This window comes from Kutzneria sp. NPDC051319, assembly GCF_040682195.1.
In the GTDB taxonomy this organism is placed as follows: domain Bacteria; phylum Actinomycetota; class Actinomycetes; order Mycobacteriales; family Pseudonocardiaceae; genus Kutzneria.
Window position 1 is genome coordinate 79199 of record NZ_JBFBAM010000033.1, and the last position, 18342, is coordinate 97540.

Consider the following 18342-nt stretch of genomic DNA (forward strand, 5'->3'; position numbering starts at 1 on the left):
AAAAAACCCAACCCACACCAACAACCATTTTTATTTTTTCGGCCGCCACAATACCCCCCCTCGGGGTGGAGGATGGGCCCAACCCCCACGACTACCTAGCGTTACTGGGACAACGTGGTGCAGGTGAGTTGGGGGCGGCCGGGGGTGGAGCCGGGGGAGCCGGCGACGAGGCCGAAGCTGGTGGAGGTGTTGGCGGCGAGCACGGCGTTCCACGAGGCGTTGCGAACCACCAGCACTGGACCCTGCTGCGAGAAGGTGCCGTTCCACAGGCTCGTCACCCGCTGACCGCCGGGCATCCGCCAGCTGACCTGCCAGCCCGTGAGCTGCGAGCCGGTCAGGTTGGTGATCGTCACGGCCGCCTGGTAGCCGGTCGACCAGCTGTTCATCACGTCGTAGTGCGCCGAACAGCCCGCCGACGCCGAGGCGGGATCGCCCGCCACCGTCGTCGTCGGACCGGGAGCGGGAGCGGGCACGGTGATCGACGGCTTGGCGGTGTTGTGGGACGGCGACGCCACGGGATGCACCCCGAACTGCTGCGCCACCACCATGCCCACGGCGACAACGGCCGCGGTCACCGGCACCCCCAACGCCAGCCACCGACCCACCGGCGAACCCCGCCGCGGCAACGACGCCATCCGCCGGGTCTCCGGCTGCACGGCGGGCGGCTGCGGCAACGACGAGGGCAGAGGGGACGAACCGGCCAGGGCCTGCTCGAACCGGTCCGCCACCTCCACCATCGTCGGACGCGTCTCCGGATCACGCCGCAACATCTCCACCAGCAGATCCGCCACGGCGCCGCCGCGCCTCGGCGGCGTGATCTCCCCGTAGGCGACCTGGTGCAGCAGCGCGATCGTGTTCTGGTCCATCCCGTACGGCGGCTTGCCCTCGAAAGCCGCGTACAAGGTCGAACCCAGCGAGAACACGTCCGAACGCGGGCTGCTCTCCGACCCGGTCGCCACCTCCGGCGCGAGGTAGGCCGGAGTGCCCGCGAGAATGCCGGCCGCGGTCACCGCCCCGTCGTCGGGCGCCCGCGCGATCCCGAAATCCGTGATCTTGGCCGTGCCGTCCTCGGCCAGCAGCACGTTGTCCGGCTTGATGTCCCGGTGCACGATGCCCAGCTCGTGCGCGGACGCCAGCGCGGAGGCGATCTGGAAGCCGATCGACGCCACCTCCGTCGGCCCCAGCACACCCTTGGTCTCCACGACCTCGGACAGGCTCCGCGAGGGCAGGTACTCCATCACCAGGCACGGCCGACCGTCGTGCTCCACGACGTCGTGCACGGAAATGGCGTTCGGATGCCGCAGCCGGGCCGTGATCCGACCCTCCCGCTCCGCCCGCGCCACCGCCTCCCGCTCGCTGACGTCGTCGGGCGTCATGCCGCGGACCGTCACCAGCTTCAACGCGACCTCGCGGTTCAGCCGCTCGTCACGGCCACGCCACACCGCCCCCATGGCGCCGCGCCCGATGCACGACACCAGGCGGTAGCGCCCGTCGATCAACTCACCACTGTCCGGCACACCGCTACCTACGCGGAGATCGGCTGACCGGATCAGTGAACCCGAATCAGGGTTTGAACGTCTCCCTCACAGGAACCCTGCACTGGGGTCCGCTAGCATTCCGCCCACCCCGACACACCCACCACTGCGAGACGGCCGACCACACATGCCCGAGCACATGACGGTCCACCTCCCCGCACCACTGGCCTTAGTGCGCCGCGGCGCCCAGCACCTGCTGGAGTCGACGCTGGTGCCGCTGGGCCTGTTCTACCTCGTCTTCACTCTCGTCGGCCTCCAGGGCGCGCTGTTCGCCGCCCTCGGCTGGTCGCTGGCGGCGCTCGCGCGCCGCATCCTGCTGCGCAAGGAGATCCCCGCCGTGCTGTGGGTGACCACGGCGCTGCTCTGCGTGCGCACGCTCGTCGGCTACCTCACCGGCAGCGTCTTCCTCTACTTCCTGCAACCGACCGTGCAGAACTTCGCCTTCGCGGCGATCCTGCTGGCCACGCTGCCGCTCAACCGGCCGCTGCTGGCCAAGCTGGCCGACGACTTCTGCGCGTTCCCGACCGTGGTCACCGGCCACCCGCACGTCCAGAAGTTCTTCCGCCAGGTCTCGTTCCTGTGGGCGCTGGTGTTCATCACCAACGGCGTCACCACGCTGTGGGCCCTGGCCAGCGCCACCGTCGGCAGCTTCCTGATGGTCAGCACCGCCGGCTCGTACAGCATGGTCGCCCTCGGCATCGCCGTGTCCCTGCTGTGGTTCCGCCGCCTGCTCAAGGCGCACGGCATCACGCTGCGCCTCGGCCACCAGGCGGTCGCCGCCGCCTGAACACTGTGGGTCGGATCGGGCGCCGTTCCCTTGGGGGCGGCGCCCGATCCGTGTGTTCAGGCCAGGCGCTTCTCGAACCAGTGATCGGCGTAGGGCGAGCGGTTGTACGCCGGAATCTCCACGTAGCCATTGCGTGCGTACAACCGCCGCGCCTCAACAAGATCCTTGCGCGTGTCCAACCGCGCGGTGGTCAGGCCCATGTCCACGGCGGCCCGCTCCAACGCGGTCAGCAGCGCGAGGGCGCCGCCCCGGCCACGCATGGTCGGGCGCAGGAAGACCCGGGTCAGTTCGGCGACGCCGGGGGAGAGGACCCGGAACCCGCCGCAGCCACCAAGCTCCCCGTCGTACGAGGCGGTGAGCAGGAGACCGGTGGGCGGCACGAGGTCGTCGCTGGGCTCCTCGGCCAGCACCTGCACGATCTCCGACTCCAGCGCCGGCCGGCCCCAGTACCGGGCGATGATGTCCGTGTAGTACTCACGCAGCAGGCCCGCACCCACCACGCCGTTGGGGTCCACGGCCTCGACTGTCCACGTCACGGCCGCATCCTGACCTCGCGCCCCCGGCCGTCACTACCGATTTATCCCGCACATGCCGTTGCCAGCATATTCCCGTAAGGCTATATTCGCGGCCATGGACCCGACACTCGGCACCCACACCGACGGCCGCCCGGCGCTGCGCTTCGAACGGCGCCTCAAGCACCCGCCCGAGCTCGTCTGGCGGGCCATCACCGAACCCGAGCAGCTCCGCGCCTGGTATCCGATTCGCGCACTGACCATCGACCTGCGCGTCGGCGGCCGCATCGAGTTCGAGGGCATGCACGCCGTCGTCACCCAGCTCGACCCGCCGAGGGTCTTCGCCTTCTCCGAGCACGCACCGCCCGAGATGCAGCGGGAGAGCGACGACCTCATCCACTTCACGCTCACACCCGACGGCGACGGCTGCCTGCTCGTGTTCACCCACGTCTTCGACGACCGCCCCGCCGCCGCCAGCTACGGCTCCGGCTGGAACCTCTGCCTCAACGCCCTGCTCGCCCACGTCAACAGCGAGGAGTTCCGCATGGAGCGTCCCTCCGACGCCCACCACGAGCAGCTCATCCACCAGTTCGCGCTGGACCAGGGGAGTGTCACGCCCGTCGGCGACGGCTACCAGGTCCGCTTCGAACGCCAGCTCACCCGGCCCGTCGAGGACGTGCGAGCCGCGCTGGGGGACCTCGACGCGGATCCGTCCGTGCGGATCGAGCTGTCCCAGGGCACCGGCCACGGCGCACGGCTCGAACTCACTCAGACCGTCGCCAGCGAAGCCGACGCCGACCTCGACGGCTGGCGCCAGCGCATCGAGGACCTGGTCCGCCGCGTCACAGCTGGCTGAGCGCCGCCTTCAGGAACTCGTCGCGACGCGCGTTCAGGGTCGGCCCGTCCAGATCGGGGCGGCCCTGGTCGACCGCGTTCGGCAGCCACTCGCCGACGTCCGGCGGGGTGCTCAGCGAGGCGACCACATCCCAGTACGCCACGTCCGGCGCCGGCTTGCCGGCCTTCGACCGCCAGCCCTCCGACACCCGATCCGCGTACTCCGGGCCGTAGAACAGGGCCGCGTCACAGCGCAACGAGCCCAAATCCACCCCGGGGTGACCGACACCCGCGCAGTCCCAGTCGATGACCGCTACCAACGACCCGTCCGCCCACATCGTGTTGCCCTGCCAGAAATCCCCGTGCAGCAGCACGGTCGGATGGGGCGGCTCCGGCAGCGTCGCAACCGCCTCCATGGCCTCCAGCAGCAGGGGAGAGGCGGTGCGACGGGCCCGCCAGTCGTCGAAGTCCACCAGCTCGATCGGACGGTGCCGCGCCGGCAAGTCCTTGGTGGGAGCCAACTCTATGGCGTGGATCGTCGCCGCGGCGGCGCCGATCGCCTCCAGGCGGCCCGGCGTGAGCTCGGTCGGAATGAGACTGCTGCCCGGCACCACCGAGATCAACAGGCCGGTCTCGCTGCTGGCCAGCACCCGCGGCGCGACCACACCGTTCGCCTCGGCCGCCGTCAGCGCGGCGATCTCCGTGTCGAACGGGCCCTGGTCGCGCAGCACGGCCTGCCGGCCGTCGACATGGGTGAGCAGCCACGGGGATTTGCTGCCCTGGCGCAGTCCCACGCGCGAGACCACTTCGGATTCCGGCCACATGATCGCGGAGCGTAGGGGAGAGCCCATACTGGGGCCAATCATTTAGGTAGGGGAGTGCGTGAACGACATAGTCACCCGGCTGCGGACCGCCGGCTGTGTGTTCGCCGAGGACGAAGCCTCGTTGCTGACCGACGCCGCGTCCTCACCGTCCGACCTCGAGTCCATGGTGGACAGACGCGTCGGGGGAGAGCCACTGGAGCAGATCGTGGGCTGGGCCGAGTTCTGCGGGCTGCGCATCGCCGTGGAACCGACCGTGTTCGTGCCACGCCGCCGTACGGAGTTCTTGGTCCAGCACGCATCCTCGCTGGTTTCCTCGGGCGGCGTGGTGGTGGATCTGTGCTGCGGCAGCGGGGCCATCGGAGTCGCCACCGTGGCCGGTATGTCCGAATTCGAGCTCTATGCCGCCGACATCGACCTCGCGGCCGTGCAATGTGCGCGGCGGAACGTCGAACCCGTTGGCGGACAGGTGTTTCAGGGCGACCTGTACGACGCCTTGCCTGCCCGGATCCGCGGACAGGTCGACGTGCTGCTGGTGAACGCGCCGTACGTGCCGACCGAGGACATCGGCATGATGCCGCCGGAGGCACGCGACCATGAGGCCCGGGTGGCGCTGGACGGCGGCTCGGACGGCCTGGAGATCCACCGGCGGGTCGCCAGGGACGCGTCGACGTGGCTTCGGCCCGGCGGGCATGTGCTCATCGAGACCAGCGTTCGCCAGGCGGCCACCACAGAGCGTTTGCTCGCCGACGCCGGCCTGACGACCCGGGTCGAGCACTCAGACGAGGTCGACGGCACGGTCGCCGTGGGTCGTCGGCCGCTCAGCTCCGCTTCCGGCGCGGACCAGTGAGCGAGTCCAGGTCGATCGTGACTTCATGGCCGCCGACCATGCCTGTGTAGCTACCGGTGATCAGCGACGAGAAGTGGTACTGGCCGCTGTCGTCGAGGGTGTAGACGGTCAGGCTGTGCGGGCGCTCCTGGATATCGATCACCCACGTGATCGGGATGCCATTGGCCGCGTACTCGGCGGGCTTCCTGATGTAGTCGCGGGCCGCCGATTCGCCCGGAGACACGATCTCGACGGCGAGCAGGATCTCTTCACCGCGTATGCGCACCTGGTCGCCAACTTCCGAGAAGCAGACCACGACGTCGGGAATCCGGCGAGGTGATGGACCACTCAGCTCGGCTTCGAACTCAACCATCGACTCAAGGTCATCGGGCAGCTGCTCATCGAGGCAGTTGGCCAGCCGACGGGCCGCCTTGATGTGCGGGCCAGCGGGTCGGATCATCACGAGCAGTCGACCGTCCTCGATCTCAAAGCGATGTGAGCTGTCTGCGGGCAGCTCATCGAATTCCTGGATGCTGATCGGGAGGCCCTGGCGGTCAAGTGCGGTGCTCAACGGGGCACGCTCCGATCGGTCGGATCGACACGGGGACGCTCTCAGCATGCCGCAACTCTAGCCACACGACTGGGCCGAACGGCCTAGTGGGTGATCAAGGACGCCAGAAGAGGGGCGTCAGATCCACTACTTAACATAATGTAGATTATCGGCCTTACGGCGTCGCGCGTCTCAGCCTGCACTGAAGACGTTCTGACTGGCTGTCCGAGTTGTCAGATTCGCCTCTACGGGCAATCCGCGCCGGTGTGCGCTCGTCCAGAGCTATCGTCGGCGCGATGACGCCGTCAGAAGCGGATCGGACGACTCGGAGGGCGTTCAGGGACGTTCTGAGAGACCCGGATCCCCTGGAGACGCCGCCGGCCGGTCCGCCCGGGTCAAGCGGACTTTTCATGCATAATCGCCATTATGCAGCAAAACGGACACTGATCGTCCAGTGTAGACCAGCGAGCGCAGGGGAGTCACGCATGTCGGACGAGATGGCACGGCTGCACGAGCGTGGGCGTGACACCTTCGCCGAGCTGGTGGACGGCGGCAAGGAGCGGCTCGACCACCTGTTCCGGGCCTCCCCTGGGCTCGCCGAGCTGGCGGTGGGCACGGTCTACGGGCATCTCTCCCACCGCCCCGCCCTGGACGAGCGCACCCGCGAGGCGGTGGCCATCGCCGCGATCGTCGCCGCCGGATGCTGGGAGTCTCCCCTGTCCGTGCACGTCAGGACGGGTCTGGCGGCCGGTCTCACGCCGGCGGAGATCAGCGAGATCCTGGTGGAGACGGCCGCCTTCGCCGGCTTCCCCCGCGCGGTGAGCGCCGTGTCGAAGCTGCCGGACCTGTTCGCCGAGGCCGGCTCCCCCGTGCCGCCCGAGCCGGCGCCGCGCGAGGTCCTGCTCAATGCCCTGAACCACGAGGAACTCCAGGGACTGAGCGGGTACGAGGTCCAGGTGCTCACGACCGGTTCGAACACGGCGGTGGCGCTGTTCCGGGCGGCAGACGGCACGCTCGTGGCCTCGGCTCAGGCCGATACGACCGGCGGGAAGATCACGCGGCTGACGGTCGTGCGCTGACACCGCCCGGGACGCGGCGCGTGAAACTGTCAGGGGTGTGCGGTACAAGATCCACATGAGGCTTGTGGACGCCCAGCTGGCGTTCTTCGCGGCGCGACGGCCGCGCAAGGATTCGCCGCACACGACGGACGCGTACCGGCGGGACCTGGCGGGCATCACGGCGCTGCTGGTGGACGAGATCGGCGGCGACGCGGAGATGCTGGTGGTCGAGGACCTGACCGGCCCGGCGCTGCGGGCGGTGTTCGGGGTGTTCGCGGACAGCCATGCGAAGTCGTCGGTGCTGCGGGCGTGGTCGACCTGGAACCAGTTCCTGACGTTCTGTGTGGCCGACGGCCTGCTGCCGGGCAATCCGATCGGGGCGGTCGCGCGGCCGCGCACCCCTCCCCTGTCCCCCAAGCCGCTGCGCGGTGAGGACACGCCGGAGAAGCTGCTCAAGGCGGCGGCCGACGGGGATCGCAAGGCGCGGGATCCGTGGCCGGAGCGGGACGTGCTGGTGATCGCGCTGGGGCTGCTGGCCGGGCTGCGGTCGGCCGAGATGCGCACGTTGACGATGAACTCGCTGGTGGGACGGTCGGGTGAGATGCGGCTGCACGTTCACGGCAAGGGCAGCCGCGACCGGTCGATCCCCGTGGAGCCGTCGATGGAAAGGGTGATCGACGGCTATCTGGCCTCGTGTCGGACGCGGTTCCCGAAGGAGCGGTTCGGGCGGGGCGCTCCCCTGCTGCGTGACCGGGCCGGCGGGCCGATCGGGCGGGGCGCGCTGGAGTACCTGGTGAAGTCGTGTTACCGCTGGGCCGGCCTGCACGACCGGGTGCCGGTGGGTGCGAGCCTGCACGCGTTGCGGCACACCTTCGCGACCCGGTTGGCCGAGGACGGGGCGACGGCGTCGGAGATCATGGCGCTGTTGGGCCATGCGAGCCTGGCCACGAGTCAGAACTACATCGAGGCGACGGGCCGGGAGCAGCGGGCGGCGGTGGCCAGCAATCGGACGTACCGTGCGCTGGAGGACGTCGCTGATGTCGAGACGGACGCGCCGGCTCCGACCTCGTCGTGACGGGTTCGCGAGGAGGAGCGCCGGTGAAGTACCTGCTGATGATCTACATGAACGACGAGACGTGGTCCGGGTTGTCGGAGCGGGAGCGGGACGCGGTGATGGCCGGGCACGAGGAGCTGCAGCGGCTGACCCGGGAGTCCGGGGAGCTGTTGGACACCCATGCGCTGGGCAGTCCGTCGACGGTGGCGGTGGTGCGGGTGCGCGACGACGAGCCGGTGGTGACCGATGGCCCTTTTGTCGAGACGAAGGAGTACCTGGCGGGGTATTACCTGATGGACTGTGAGTCCCGGGAGCGGGCGCTGGAGTTGGCGGCGATGATCCCGGACTCGCGGTACAACGCGACGGAGGTCTGGCCGGTGATGTTCTCAGCTGGGGTGGACGTGTGAGTGCTGGTTCGGAGGTGGAGGGCCTGCTGCGCGAGTTGGCGCCGCAGGTCCTTGCCGCGTTGGTGCGGCGGCATGGGCAGTTCGACGCGTGTGAGGACGCGGTGCAGGAGGCGTTGCTGGCGGCGGCGCAGCAGTGGCCGGTAGAGGGTGTGCCGGGCAATCCGCGCGGCTGGCTGGTGACGGTGGGTTCGCGGCGGTTGGCGGATCTGTGGCGCAGTGACAGCGCGCGGCGGCGGCGTGAGGAGGCGGTGTTCGCCGCCGAGGTGGAGGACGTGGAGGTCCCGGATCGGGATGACACGTTGACGCTGCTGTTCCTGTGTTGCCATCCGGCGTTGACGGCGGCGTCGCAGGTGGCGTTGACGGTGCGTGCGGTGGGTGGGTTGACCACGGCTCAGGTGGCGCGGGCGTTCCTGGTGCCGGAGGCGACGATGGCGCAGCGGATCTCGCGGTCGAAGCAGAAGATCAAGGCGGCCGGGGCGCGGTTCGCGCTGCCGCCGGAGGGCGCCGAGCGGGCTGAGCGGCTGCGTGCGGTGCTGCACGTGTTGTATCTGATCTTCAATGAGGGCTACACGGCCACGGCCGGGGATCAGTTGTTGCGGGGTGAGCTGACCGGTGAGGCGATTCGGCTGACGCGGGCGGTGCGGCGGTTGCTGCCCGAGGACGGCGAGGTGGCCGGGTTGTTGGCGTTGATGCTGTTGACCGAGGCGCGGCGGGAAGCTCGGTCTCGGCCGGACGGGGCGTTGGTGCCGTTGGCGGAGCAGGATCGTTCGCGGTGGGACGCGGCGGGGATCGCCGAGGGCGTGAAGCTGGTGAGCGAGGCGCTGTCGACGACCCGGTTGGGTCCGTATCAGCTCCAGGCGGCGATCGCGGCCGTGCATGCGGAGGCGCCGTCGGCGGAGGGGACGGACTGGGCGGAGATCGCCGGCCTGTATGCGTTGTTGGGGCAGATCTCGCCGAATCCGATGGTGACGTTGAACCATGCGGTCGCGGTGTCGATGGTGCAGGGGCCGGCGGCGGGGTTGGCGATGTTGGCCGAGTTGGACGGCGACGAGCGGGTGTCGGAGCACCATCGGGTGGCTGCTGTGCGGGCCCATCTGCTGGAGCTGTCGGGTGACGTGGCCGGCGCGAAGGAGGCGTACCTGGCGGCGGCCCGGTTGACGTTGAGCATGCCGGAGCAGCGCTATCTGTTGGCGAAGGCCGCGAACCTCGGTTGACAACGCCTTGTCATGTTGACAGTATGTTGTCATGACTGAGACGGTGCATGTCGCGGTGTACGAGGGCTTGTCGGACTGGGAGATCGGCCACGCGCTGGCCAGTCTGCGGGGCGGGATCGGCCAGCTGTCCCCCGGTCGGTTCGCGGTGCGGACGGTCGGTCCGAGCACGGATCCGGTGCTGACCATGGGCGGGCTGCGGATCGTGCCGGACATGGAATTGGCCGAGCTGCGGCCGGCGGACAGCGCGATGCTGGTGCTGGCCGGGTCGAACGGCTGGCTGGCCGGCGATGCCGTGACCGCGCCGTTCGCCAAGGCCGCGCGCGCCTTCCTGGACGCCGGCGTGCCCGTGGCGGCGATCTGCGGCGCGGTGGCCGGGCTGGCGCGAGAGGGTCTGCTGGACGACCGTGCGCACACCGGTGCGGCGGCGGAGTTCCTGGCGTCAACTGGTTATGCCGGCGGCTCGTTCTACCGTGAGGCCGACGCGATGACGGACCGGAACCTGATCACGGCCGGTCCCACGGAGCCGGTGCCGTTCGCGCGGGAGATCTTCGCCCAGCTCGGGGTCTACTCCCCCGCCAAGCTCGACGCGTGGTTCCGTCTGTACGCCCACGGCGACGCCGCTGCCTACTACGAGCTGGCCGCATGACCCCGGCGGAGCTGCTGTCCCGGACTGCGCTGTCGGTGTTCCGGGTGCACGGCCAGATGCTGGAGGTGTCGGAGGAGCTGGCCCGTCCGGTGGGCCTGACCGCCGCGCGCTGGCAGGTGCTGGGAGCGGTGCTGCCGGAGCCGTTGCCGGTGTCGGGCATCGCACGGGCCATGGGGTTGACCCGTCAGGGCGTGCAGCGGACCGCGGATCTGTTGGTGGAGCAGGGTTTGGCCGAGTACCGGCCCAATCCGGCGCATCAGCGGGCCAAGCTGCTCGCCGTCACCGAGGACGGCCGGGCCGCCGTGCGGCGGATCAGCCCCGCTCATCAGGACCTGGCGCAGCGCCTGGCGGACAAGCTCGGTGTGGAGGAGTTCGCGCAGGTCGCGGCCTCGTTGGCGAAGCTGGTCGAGGCGCTGGACGGGCTATGACGGCCGGGTGGCGCGGTCGAAGGTGTCGGCCAGTTCGCGGCCGAATTCGGCGGCGTCGACCTCGGGGTGGAAGACGAGGCCGATGACCATGGCGTCGATGGCGCCGATGATGGCCACGGCCATGGCGTCGGCGTTGAAGGGGCCGAACTCCCCCGCGTCCTGGCCGGCGCGCAGGTGGCCGGTGAACAGGCCGAAGCGCTCGTCGACGAAGTCGGGGGTGGTGGGGGCGTTGCGGGCGATCTCCATCAGGGCGCGGACGTGGCCGGGGTGGGCGCGGACGAGCTCCATGTTGGACTCGAGGCGGGCGCGCAGCTTGGCCCGGTGGCCGGTGGCGGCCGCCATGCGCGGAAAGATGAACTCGTACGCCACCCTGGTGGCCTCGGTGAGCACTTCGCCGATGAGGTCGTCCTTGTTGGCGAAGTGGTAGGAGATCATGCCGGTGCTGGACAGGCCGGCCTGCTTGGCGATGCGGGTGAAGGACGTGGCGGCGTAGCCGTGCTCGGCGATCACGGCGATGGCGGCCGCGACGATCTGGGCGCGGCGGGCGCTCTCGGTGAAGGTCCTCCCCTTCGCGGCGTTTGCGGGCATGAGCAATATTTAGCACGAGCGAGCAGGGAGGTGCCGGTGGAGGCGTTCGTGCGGGAGCACACGACTGCCCGTGCGACGGCGTTCGTGCCCGAGATCGTGCTGCGGGTGGCCGAGGACGTGACGTCGTTGTGGGAGCTGACCGGCGGGTCCGAGCCGCCGTTCTGGGCCTTCCCGTGGGCCGGCGGTCAGGGCGTTGCCCGCTATGTGCTGGACAATCCGCAGGTCGTGGCCGGCAGGCGGGTGTTCGACCTGGCGTGCGGCTCCGGTCTGGTGGCCATCGCCTCGGCGCTCGCCGGCGCGTCGGCCGTGACGGCGTGCGATGTGGACGAGATGGCCCTGGTCGCGGCGCGGATCAACGCCGAGGCCAACGGCGTGTCCCTGACTCCCCTGGTCGCTGACGTCCTGGATTCCACTGTGGACGCCGACGTCGTATTGGCCGGGGATGTGTTCTACGACAAGGACATGACCGCTGCCGTGCTGCCGTTCCTGTTCCGGGCGGCCGCTGCCGGCGCCCTGGTGTTGGTCGGCGATCCGAGCCGGCCGTACCTGCCCAAGGCCCGTTTCGAGCGGGTCGCGGCGTACGAGGTGCCGGTGCCGCGGTCGTTGGAGGGCGTGACCGTGCTGACGACCACCGTGTGGCGACCTAAGCCTGACCGGTCCTGACGAACCCCAGTCCCGTGAGCATCCCTGCATGTTCTCGGCGTCGTCCATCGGGATTCGCCGGGACGGCCTAGGGTCTAGATCATGGCTGTTGCGACCAACGAGTCCGTGGACCGCGCCGCGCTGACGGAGTTCCTGCGCACCCGGCACCGGGCGATCATCATCACGACCAGGGCGGACGGCAGCCCGCAGTCCTCGCCGGTGACGTGCGGGGTGGACGGGGAGGGCCGGATCGTCGTGTCGACGTACCCGGAGCGGGCCAAGGTCCGCAACGCGCGGCGGGACCCGAGGGTGTCGTTCTGCGTGCTGTCCGACGAGTGGGACGGGCCGTACGTGCACGTGGAGGGCCGGGCCGAGGTGCTGGACCTGCCGGAGGCGCTGGAGCCGCTGGTGGAGTACTTCCGGGGCATCTCCGGCGAGCACCCGGACTGGGACGAGTACCGGGCGGCGATGACGCGGCAGGGCAAGTGCCTGATCCGGGTCGAGCCGACCCGCTGGGGCCCGGTGTCCACGGGCGGTTTCCCGGCCCGCCTGGCCTGATCGTCGGCCGGATGCGCCTGCCCCTGGCGGGTGCATCCGGCGCACGGAGGCGTGAACCGGGACGCGCTTCGCCGGTGTTCTGCAGCAGGGTTGGGCCGTGATCAGAACACTGCTCGTGCTGGCGGCGCTGCTGGCCGGTTCGACGCCCGCGGTGGCGGGGCCGGAGATCGTGGGTGGCCAGGTCGACACCGACGTCCATCCGTGGATCGTGGCCCTGCAGACCGAGGAGAACCAGGAAGCGGGCACCCACTACTGCGCCGGTGAGCTGATCACCGCGGAGTGGGTGCTGACCGCGGCGCACTGCGTGGATTCGAGCACCGTCGACGACACCGCCCGCGTCGGCTCGAACAACCGAGCCGTGAACGGGACGGTCGTCGGGATCAGCCAGGCCGTGCCGCATCCGTCCTACGACGAGAACACCGGTCACAACGACATCGCCCTGATCCGGTTGGCCCGACCCGTCACCCAAGCGCCCGTGGCGATGGCCGCTGGCAGCGCTTGGGAGGGTGTCACGCTGCGGGTGCTCGGTTGGGGCCAGACATGCCCGACCCACGGCTGCGACCAGGGGTCGAACCTGCTGCGCCGGGTGGACAACGCCGTCCTGTCCCAGCCGCAGTGCCGTGCCGACGGCATCAACCTCGACCCCGCCAGCGAGCTGTGCCTGGACAGCCGTGACGGCCGCACCGCCTGCTTCGGCGACTCCGGCGGACCCGCGCTGAGCAACGGCCAGGTCGTCGGCATCGTCAGCCGTGGCGGGCCGTCCTGCGGCGCCACCGACACGATCGCGATCCGCGTGCAGGCCTACGCCGATTGGATCCGCCAGACCATCGGCTGAGCAGCGGGGCGGTGGTGCCGCGGACAATGCCGCGGCACCACCGTTTCTCATCGGCGGGCCACCACCAACAGTCGGTGGCTGCCGAGTTGGAACTCCCCGCGGTCGGTGTCGCCGTACAGCTCCACGTCCTCGTAGCCGGCGGCGGTGAGCATGCGGGAGAGCTCGGCGGCGGTGTAGACGTGCTGGACGCAGGTGGACTGCTGGGTGCGCTCCCCCATGGTGAAGGTGAAGTCGATCAGCAGGCGGGCTTGCGTCGCGTCGTAGTGGTTGGCGGCGACCATGTCGACGCCGCCGGCGGCCATGGAGATGGTGCCGGGCGGGTGGGGCAGGATGGCCTCGGCGACGCAGCCGTAGTCGAGGACGAGCGTGGGCGCGGCGGCGGCGAGGTCGGCCAGGAACCGCGTGTTGGCGGCGTGGTCGAGGTAGCCGAAGCTGTTGCCCATGCAGATGGCCAGGTCGGCGGCCAGGCCGTGAGTGGCCAGGTCGGTGAGGTCGGCCAGTCGCCAGTCCACGTCCGAGGAGGAGCCGCGGGCGTGGGCGAGTGCCTCGGCGGAGATGTCGAGGCCGGTGAGGTGGAAGCCGCGCCGGGCGAGTTCGACGCTGTGGCGGCCGCTGCCGCACGGCACGTCCAGGACGGTGGCGCCGGGCCACAGCCCGGTGGCGTCGAGGATGAAGTCGATCTCGGCGGCGGTCTGCTCGGGCGGGACGGCGCCGCGCCAGAAGGTGTTGGCCAGTTCGGTGAAGAAGTCCGTGTACCACGGCAAGGTGAGAGCTCCTGGTGAATGCGAGGCGATCAGTTCGCAGAAGTCACCGGGCAGGCTGAAGCACACGCCCGGCGGGTCCGGGGGTGCCCATGGCATCGACCTTGTCTGTGCGGCACGTCAGGTTCACGGTGACCGTACTACTGCCCCACGAGCGTCTCGTCGCGAATTCGGTTATCCGGCCGACCAGGTCCCGCCCCAGCCGGCGGGGTCCTCCAGCAGGGTGCAGACCGTGCCGTACGGGTCGGCGATGGCGGCGATGACCCCGGCGGGGGCCTCGCGGGGCTCGATCAACAGGGTCGCGCCGCCGGCGACGGCGGTCTCGGTGACCAGGGTGATGTCGGTGGCGGCGAGGTAGCACATCCAGGAGGCGCCGACACCCGCGGCGGTGGCCTCGTCGACGAGCAGCCGGCCGGCGATGGCACGGGCGCCGGCGTCGTCGGGGGCGTCAAACAGGGCGAACGGCTTGACGTCGGTGTCGGCCCGCAGGGCCCAACCCAGCTGCGCGGCCCAGTAGTCGTCGGTGGTGTCGGCGGTCATGAGCTCGAGCCAGCAGGGTTCGCCGTGGCGGGGCGGCGGGGCCCACGGTCCGTGGCGAACGCGTCCGGGGTCGAGGGTGGCGGTGACGCCGGCGGGGTCGGCCAGCAGCGCGGTGGGCCGGCCGCCGAGGACGGGGTGCCAGCCCGGGGTCTCCCAGTCGGCGGGTCTTCGGATCAGGGCGGCCAGCCGGTCGCCGACCCAGCATCTCAGGGTGCCGTCGTCGGCCGGCATGACGATCCAGCCGAACAGGCTCCGGTAGTGCTCGGCCGACCCGGCCGGGTCGTTGCTGCGCAGCTCGACACGGCGCAGCCCCTTGACGGGGACGTCCTCGGGCACGAGGGGTTTCCTTCTCTGGCGGAGGTCAGGAACGCCCATCCTCGGCCGCCGGCAGCTCGCCGTACAAGGCCCCATCCGGCCGCTTCAGCACGCTGCCCAGCGGTTTCGGCTTGCCGAGGTGGAAGCCCTGGCCGACCGAGACGCCGAGCTTGGACAGCACCTCCACCTGCGCGGGCCGCTCCACCCACTCGGCCACGACGGACAGGTCGAAGCCGCGGGCGATCTCCAGGATGCCGGAGACCAGCACGGCGTCGCGGGTGCCGGAGTCGATGCCGCGCACGAACTCGCCGTCGATCTTGAGGCCGGTGATGGGCAGGTGCTTGAGGTGCACGAAGGAGCCGAAGCCGGCGCCGAAGTCGTCCAGGGCGATGCGGCAGCCGGTGGCGCGGACCTGGTGGGCGAGGCTGCGGGCGGCGTCGAGGTTGGTGACGGCCGCCGTCTCGGTGATCTCGAAGCCGAGCCGGCCCGGGGCCACGCCGGAGGAGGCGAGGCGGTCCAGCACGAAGTCGGCGAAGTCCTCGTCCTCCAGGGTTCGCCCGGAGACGTTGACGTCGAAGCGCAGGTTGGGGTCGGGGTGGGCGACGAGGGTGTCGATGGCCTTGCCGAACACCCAGCGGTCGATCTCCAGCACGAGGTCGCTGCGTTCGGCGGCCGGCAGGAAGTCGGCCGGCCCGAGCAGCGGGAGCTGGCCGTCCTCCAGGCGCAGCAGCAGCTCGTAGCCCAGGGTGCGGCCCGAGGACAGGGCGACGATGGGCATGGCGTGCAGGGCCAGGTCGCCGTGTTCGAGGGCCTTGCGCAGGCGGTCCTGCACGGAGACGCGCTTGGCGGTGTCGGCGTAGTGGCCTGGGTCGTAGACGGTGACGCGGTTGCGGCCGGCGTTCTTGGACGCGTACAGGGCGAGGTCTGCGTTGGCCAGCACGGCCTCCCAGCCTTCGCCGGAGGTGAAGCCGGCGACGCCGGTGCTGACGGTCATCCGGGTGGTCGCTCCCCCGGCCACCAGCGGCAGCCCGGCGACGGCGTCACGCAGGCGGGCAGCGACCTCGGAGGCGTCCTGCTCCTCGCAGCCGGGCAGCACGACCGCGAACTCGTCACCGCCGAGACGGCCCAGCAGCTGGCCGGGTTCGAGGCGTTCGCGCAGCGCGGCGGCCATGGTGCGCATGAGCCGGTCGCCGACGGCGTGCCCGCGCAGGTCGTTGACGTCCTTGAAGTTGTCCAGGTCGAGCAGCAGCAGGGAGCCGGTGCCGCCGGCGGCCAGCTGCCGTTCCAGCTCGCGGGTGAGCGCGCGGCGGTTGGGCAGGCCGGTGAGGGGGTCTTCCTCGGCCAGCTGGCGCAGTTCGTCCTGCAGTCGGCGGTCCTGGGTGACGTCGTGGCAGGTGCCCATCATGCGCACCGGCGTGCCGTCCTCGTCGCAGATGACCTCGCCGAAGCACTCGAAGAAGCGCTCGTTGTCGACGCCGACGAGCATGCGGTGGGAGAAGGTGAAGCGGTCTCCGTTGGCGCGGGCGACGGCGAGGCTGGTCGCGATCATCTCCCGGTCGTCGGCGTGCACCTTGCCCATGTAGCCGGCGAAGTCCAGCTCGGTGCCGGGCTCCAGGCCGAACATCTCCAGCAGGGCGTCCGACCACAGCACGCGGTCGGTGGTGATGTCCCACTCCCAGTTGCCCATTCGGCCCAGCACCTGGGCGCGGCGCAGCGCGTTGGCCTGCTGGGTGGCCTCCAGCTCGCGGTCGCGCCACGAGGTGATGTCCATGATCCGGTAGAGCAGCTCGTCGCCACCGGGCAGCGCGGTGCAGCTGATCTCCAGCCAGCGGTGCTCGTCGCCCTCCAGCCCGGCGGCCTGCACGACCATGCCGGGATCGGGGCTCTCGGGCGCGCCCGGCAGCAGCGCCGGCAACGACCGGCCCAGCGCCTGGTCGGCGGGCACACCGATGAGCGTGCCCAGCGCCGGGTTCGCCCAGTTCAGTTTGCCGTGCAGGTCCGTGACCCCGAATCCGACGTCCGCCCATCGCAGGACGTGGTTGTGCACGGCGCCGTGGTCCGCCACCAGCTCCTCCTTGCCACCCGGCGCCATAGTTGTCGGTTCACCGGCCACTGGGCAAGCCCGAGCCGGTCACCGGAGGCGTTCCAACCCGGTGGCGGTGCCCAGCAGTGCCCGCGCCATCGAGTGCAGTTCGTCCGGTTCCGCCCCGTCGGCCACCGCGGTGGCGATGTCCTCGGCGGCGCACCGGAGCTGGAACAGCCTGTCCTGGAGGTTGGCCAGCTCCGTGCTGGACAGCACCACCGCGTCCTCGGGCAGCCCGCCGCGTTGCACGGCGCTGCGGCGCTCGTAGGCGCGCTGCCGGCAGGTCTGGGCGCAGTACTGGCGGCGACGCCCGAACTGGCCGTCCGCGGGCAGCCGTTGGCCGCACCACGCGCAGTGCCGCGTCGCCACCCGTCGCCGGGTGCTGGTGACCTCCATGGGCGGCGAGGTTATCCGTTCATCTCGCAGTGATCGAAAGCGCCACGCCGCTGGGGCAGACTGCGCACTGTGCAGAGTGGACATCCGTACCTGGCCGACGGGCCGTATCCGCGCGCTTTGGCCCACCGTGGCTGGCATCTCGGCGACCTGTCCGGCATGGAGAACTCGCTGAGCTCGTTCCGGCAGGCGATCGCCGAGGGCTTCCGGTACATCGAGACCGACGTGCAGGCCACCACGGATGGGGTGGTCGTCGTGCAGCACGACGACGTGCTGGATCGCACCACCGACCGGCAGGGTGTGATCAACCAGCTGCCGTGGTCGGAGGTGGGAAAGGCGCTGGTCGGCGGGCGGGAGGCGATCCCGACGCTGGAGGCCGTGCTGGAGGAGCTGCCGACGGCTCTGCTCAACGTGGACGTGAAGGCCGACAACGCGGCCGGCCCGGTGCTGCGGGTGCTGGAGCGGTGCAACGCCTGGGACCGGGTGTGCCTGGCGTCGTTCTCCGACGCGCGGCTGGCCCGGCTGCGCAAGGCGGCCGGTCCCAAGCTGATCACCTCGATGGGGCCGGCGACGGTGTTCGCGCTGTGGTCTTCCGGACGGTGGCCGCTGCTGGGCACGCGCCGGTTCGTGCAGGGCGCGATGGCCCAGGTGCCCGAACAGCAGGGGCCGCTGCGGGTGGTGGACCACAAGTTCGTCGACGGCGCCCACCGGCTCGGGCTGGAGGTGCACGTGTGGACCATCAACACCGAGGATCGCATGCGGGCCCTGCTGGACCTGGGTGTGGACGGCCTGGTCACCGACCGCCCCGACCTGCTCCGTGACGTTCTGCGATCACGAGGCCAGTGGCCGGCCTAGGTCCTGATGCAGGGAAGGACGCCTTACCCGCGTTCAACGCGGGTAAGGCGTCCTTCCCTGCATAACGGGGTGGTCACCGAGAGTGGTGACCGAGGGG

The 18342-nt window shown here is 70.5% G+C and carries 22 protein-coding genes; 13 read left to right on the forward strand and 9 right to left on the reverse strand.

Annotated features, from left to right (window positions below; genetic code table 11):
- Nucleotides 1–101: 101 nt before the first annotated feature.
- Nucleotides 102–1517, reverse strand: coding sequence for a protein kinase (locus tag AB0M73_RS28520; RefSeq protein ID WP_363896553.1), 1416 nt, complete (start codon nucleotides 1515–1517; stop codon nucleotides 102–104).
- Between the two features lie 157 nt (nucleotides 1518–1674).
- Here AB0M73_RS28520 and AB0M73_RS28525 point away from each other — a divergent pair, with 157 nt between their 5' ends.
- A complete protein-coding gene (locus AB0M73_RS28525; RefSeq protein WP_232240571.1) occupies nucleotides 1675–2322 on the forward strand; it encodes a septation protein IspZ in 648 nt (215 codons plus the stop codon).
- Nucleotides 2323–2378: 56 nt separating this feature from the next.
- On the opposite strand, the gene AB0M73_RS28530 is transcribed toward AB0M73_RS28525, so the two are convergent.
- Nucleotides 2379–2858, reverse strand: a complete 480-nt coding sequence (locus tag AB0M73_RS28530) for a GNAT family N-acetyltransferase (RefSeq protein WP_363896557.1) — start codon at nucleotides 2856–2858, stop codon at nucleotides 2379–2381.
- 94 nt (nucleotides 2859–2952) lie between these two features.
- Here AB0M73_RS28530 and AB0M73_RS28535 point away from each other — a divergent pair, with 94 nt between their 5' ends.
- Nucleotides 2953–3690: an SRPBCC family protein gene (locus tag AB0M73_RS28535; protein WP_363896560.1), complete on the forward strand. Its 738-nt coding sequence runs from the start codon at nucleotides 2953–2955 to the stop codon at nucleotides 3688–3690.
- Here the strand turns inward: AB0M73_RS28535 and AB0M73_RS28540 are convergent.
- Entirely contained in the window at nucleotides 3677–4492 is an 816-nt protein-coding gene (locus AB0M73_RS28540; protein WP_363896563.1) for an aminoglycoside phosphotransferase family protein, read from the reverse strand. The genes AB0M73_RS28535 and AB0M73_RS28540 overlap by 14 nt on opposite strands.
- Before the next feature lie 58 nt (nucleotides 4493–4550).
- On the opposite strand from AB0M73_RS28540, the gene AB0M73_RS28545 reads away from it, so the two are divergent.
- The gene (locus AB0M73_RS28545) at nucleotides 4551–5339 is read left to right on the forward strand and encodes a putative protein N(5)-glutamine methyltransferase (RefSeq protein WP_363896566.1); all 789 of its coding nucleotides are present in this window, start codon (nucleotides 4551–4553) and stop codon (nucleotides 5337–5339) included.
- Here AB0M73_RS28545 and AB0M73_RS28550 read toward each other — a convergent pair.
- On the reverse strand, nucleotides 5311–5889 hold the full coding sequence (locus AB0M73_RS28550) for a Uma2 family endonuclease (RefSeq protein WP_363896569.1): 579 nt from the start codon (nucleotides 5887–5889) through the stop codon (nucleotides 5311–5313). The genes AB0M73_RS28545 and AB0M73_RS28550 overlap by 29 nt on opposite strands.
- Nucleotides 5890–6353: 464 nt before the next feature.
- Between AB0M73_RS28550 and AB0M73_RS28555 the strand changes: the two genes are divergently transcribed.
- From AB0M73_RS28555 to AB0M73_RS28580, 6 genes are read left to right on the forward strand one after another with little or no spacing between them, the layout of a single operon-like run.
- Nucleotides 6354–6947, forward strand: coding sequence for a carboxymuconolactone decarboxylase family protein (locus tag AB0M73_RS28555; protein ID WP_363896572.1), 594 nt, complete (start codon nucleotides 6354–6356; stop codon nucleotides 6945–6947).
- Between the two features lie 37 nt (nucleotides 6948–6984).
- Nucleotides 6985–8001, forward strand: a complete 1017-nt coding sequence (locus AB0M73_RS28560; protein WP_043714093.1) for a tyrosine-type recombinase/integrase — start codon at nucleotides 6985–6987, stop codon at nucleotides 7999–8001.
- A gap of 23 nt (nucleotides 8002–8024) precedes the next feature.
- Nucleotides 8025–8387 (forward strand): YciI family protein, encoded by a 363-nt coding sequence (locus AB0M73_RS28565; RefSeq protein ID WP_043714091.1) that lies wholly within the window; start codon nucleotides 8025–8027, stop codon nucleotides 8385–8387.
- Nucleotides 8384–9601: a DUF6596 domain-containing protein gene (locus tag AB0M73_RS28570; RefSeq protein WP_363896576.1), complete on the forward strand. Its 1218-nt coding sequence runs from the start codon at nucleotides 8384–8386 to the stop codon at nucleotides 9599–9601. The genes AB0M73_RS28565 and AB0M73_RS28570 overlap by 4 nt, the downstream gene beginning before the upstream one ends.
- Nucleotides 9602–9632: 31 nt before the next feature.
- Complete coding sequence (locus AB0M73_RS28575; protein WP_363896579.1) at nucleotides 9633–10247, forward strand: DJ-1/PfpI family protein; 615 nt, start codon at nucleotides 9633–9635, stop codon at nucleotides 10245–10247.
- Nucleotides 10244–10675, forward strand: coding sequence for a MarR family transcriptional regulator (locus AB0M73_RS28580; protein WP_363896582.1), 432 nt, complete (start codon nucleotides 10244–10246; stop codon nucleotides 10673–10675). Before AB0M73_RS28575 ends, AB0M73_RS28580 begins: the two co-directional genes overlap by 4 nt.
- On the opposite strand, the gene AB0M73_RS28585 is transcribed toward AB0M73_RS28580, so the two are convergent.
- Nucleotides 10670–11263 carry a TetR/AcrR family transcriptional regulator gene (locus tag AB0M73_RS28585; RefSeq protein WP_363896585.1) on the reverse strand — a complete coding sequence of 198 codons (594 nt, stop codon included), beginning with the start codon at nucleotides 11261–11263 and terminating at the stop codon, nucleotides 10670–10672. The genes AB0M73_RS28580 and AB0M73_RS28585 overlap by 6 nt on opposite strands.
- A 36-nt stretch (nucleotides 11264–11299) precedes the next feature.
- Between AB0M73_RS28585 and AB0M73_RS28590 the strand changes: the two genes are divergently transcribed.
- The 3 genes from AB0M73_RS28590 (at nucleotide 11300) to AB0M73_RS28600 (ending at nucleotide 13298) form a co-directional block, all read left to right on the forward strand.
- The gene (locus AB0M73_RS28590) at nucleotides 11300–11926 is read left to right on the forward strand and encodes a 50S ribosomal protein L11 methyltransferase (protein ID WP_363896588.1); all 627 of its coding nucleotides are present in this window, start codon (nucleotides 11300–11302) and stop codon (nucleotides 11924–11926) included.
- 81 nt (nucleotides 11927–12007) lie between these two features.
- Nucleotides 12008–12463 carry a PPOX class F420-dependent oxidoreductase gene (locus AB0M73_RS28595; protein WP_043714082.1) on the forward strand — a complete coding sequence of 152 codons (456 nt, stop codon included), beginning with the start codon at nucleotides 12008–12010 and terminating at the stop codon, nucleotides 12461–12463.
- A gap of 97 nt (nucleotides 12464–12560) precedes the next feature.
- The gene (locus AB0M73_RS28600; RefSeq protein WP_363896592.1) at nucleotides 12561–13298 is read left to right on the forward strand and encodes a serine protease; all 738 of its coding nucleotides are present in this window, start codon (nucleotides 12561–12563) and stop codon (nucleotides 13296–13298) included.
- A gap of 47 nt (nucleotides 13299–13345) precedes the next feature.
- On the opposite strand, the gene AB0M73_RS28605 is transcribed toward AB0M73_RS28600, so the two are convergent.
- The 4 genes from AB0M73_RS28605 to AB0M73_RS28620 all read right to left on the reverse strand — a co-directional run bounded on the left by AB0M73_RS28605 (nucleotide 13346) and on the right by AB0M73_RS28620 (nucleotide 17393).
- Complete coding sequence (locus tag AB0M73_RS28605) at nucleotides 13346–14062, reverse strand: class I SAM-dependent methyltransferase (RefSeq protein ID WP_363896595.1); 717 nt, start codon at nucleotides 14060–14062, stop codon at nucleotides 13346–13348.
- 171 nt (nucleotides 14063–14233) lie between these two features.
- Nucleotides 14234–14935 (reverse strand): hypothetical protein, encoded by a 702-nt coding sequence (locus AB0M73_RS28610; RefSeq protein ID WP_363896598.1) that lies wholly within the window; start codon nucleotides 14933–14935, stop codon nucleotides 14234–14236.
- Nucleotides 14936–14960: 25 nt separating this feature from the next.
- Nucleotides 14961–16979 (reverse strand): EAL domain-containing protein, encoded by a 2019-nt coding sequence (locus tag AB0M73_RS28615; RefSeq protein ID WP_363896601.1) that lies wholly within the window; start codon nucleotides 16977–16979, stop codon nucleotides 14961–14963.
- A gap of 66 nt (nucleotides 16980–17045) precedes the next feature.
- The gene (locus AB0M73_RS28620; RefSeq protein WP_363896604.1) at nucleotides 17046–17393 is read right to left on the reverse strand and encodes a hypothetical protein; all 348 of its coding nucleotides are present in this window, start codon (nucleotides 17391–17393) and stop codon (nucleotides 17046–17048) included.
- Between the two features lie 69 nt (nucleotides 17394–17462).
- On the opposite strand from AB0M73_RS28620, the gene AB0M73_RS28625 reads away from it, so the two are divergent.
- Entirely contained in the window at nucleotides 17463–18245 is a 783-nt protein-coding gene (locus AB0M73_RS28625) for a glycerophosphodiester phosphodiesterase (protein ID WP_363896607.1), read from the forward strand.
- Nucleotides 18246–18342: the final 97 nt, after the last annotated feature.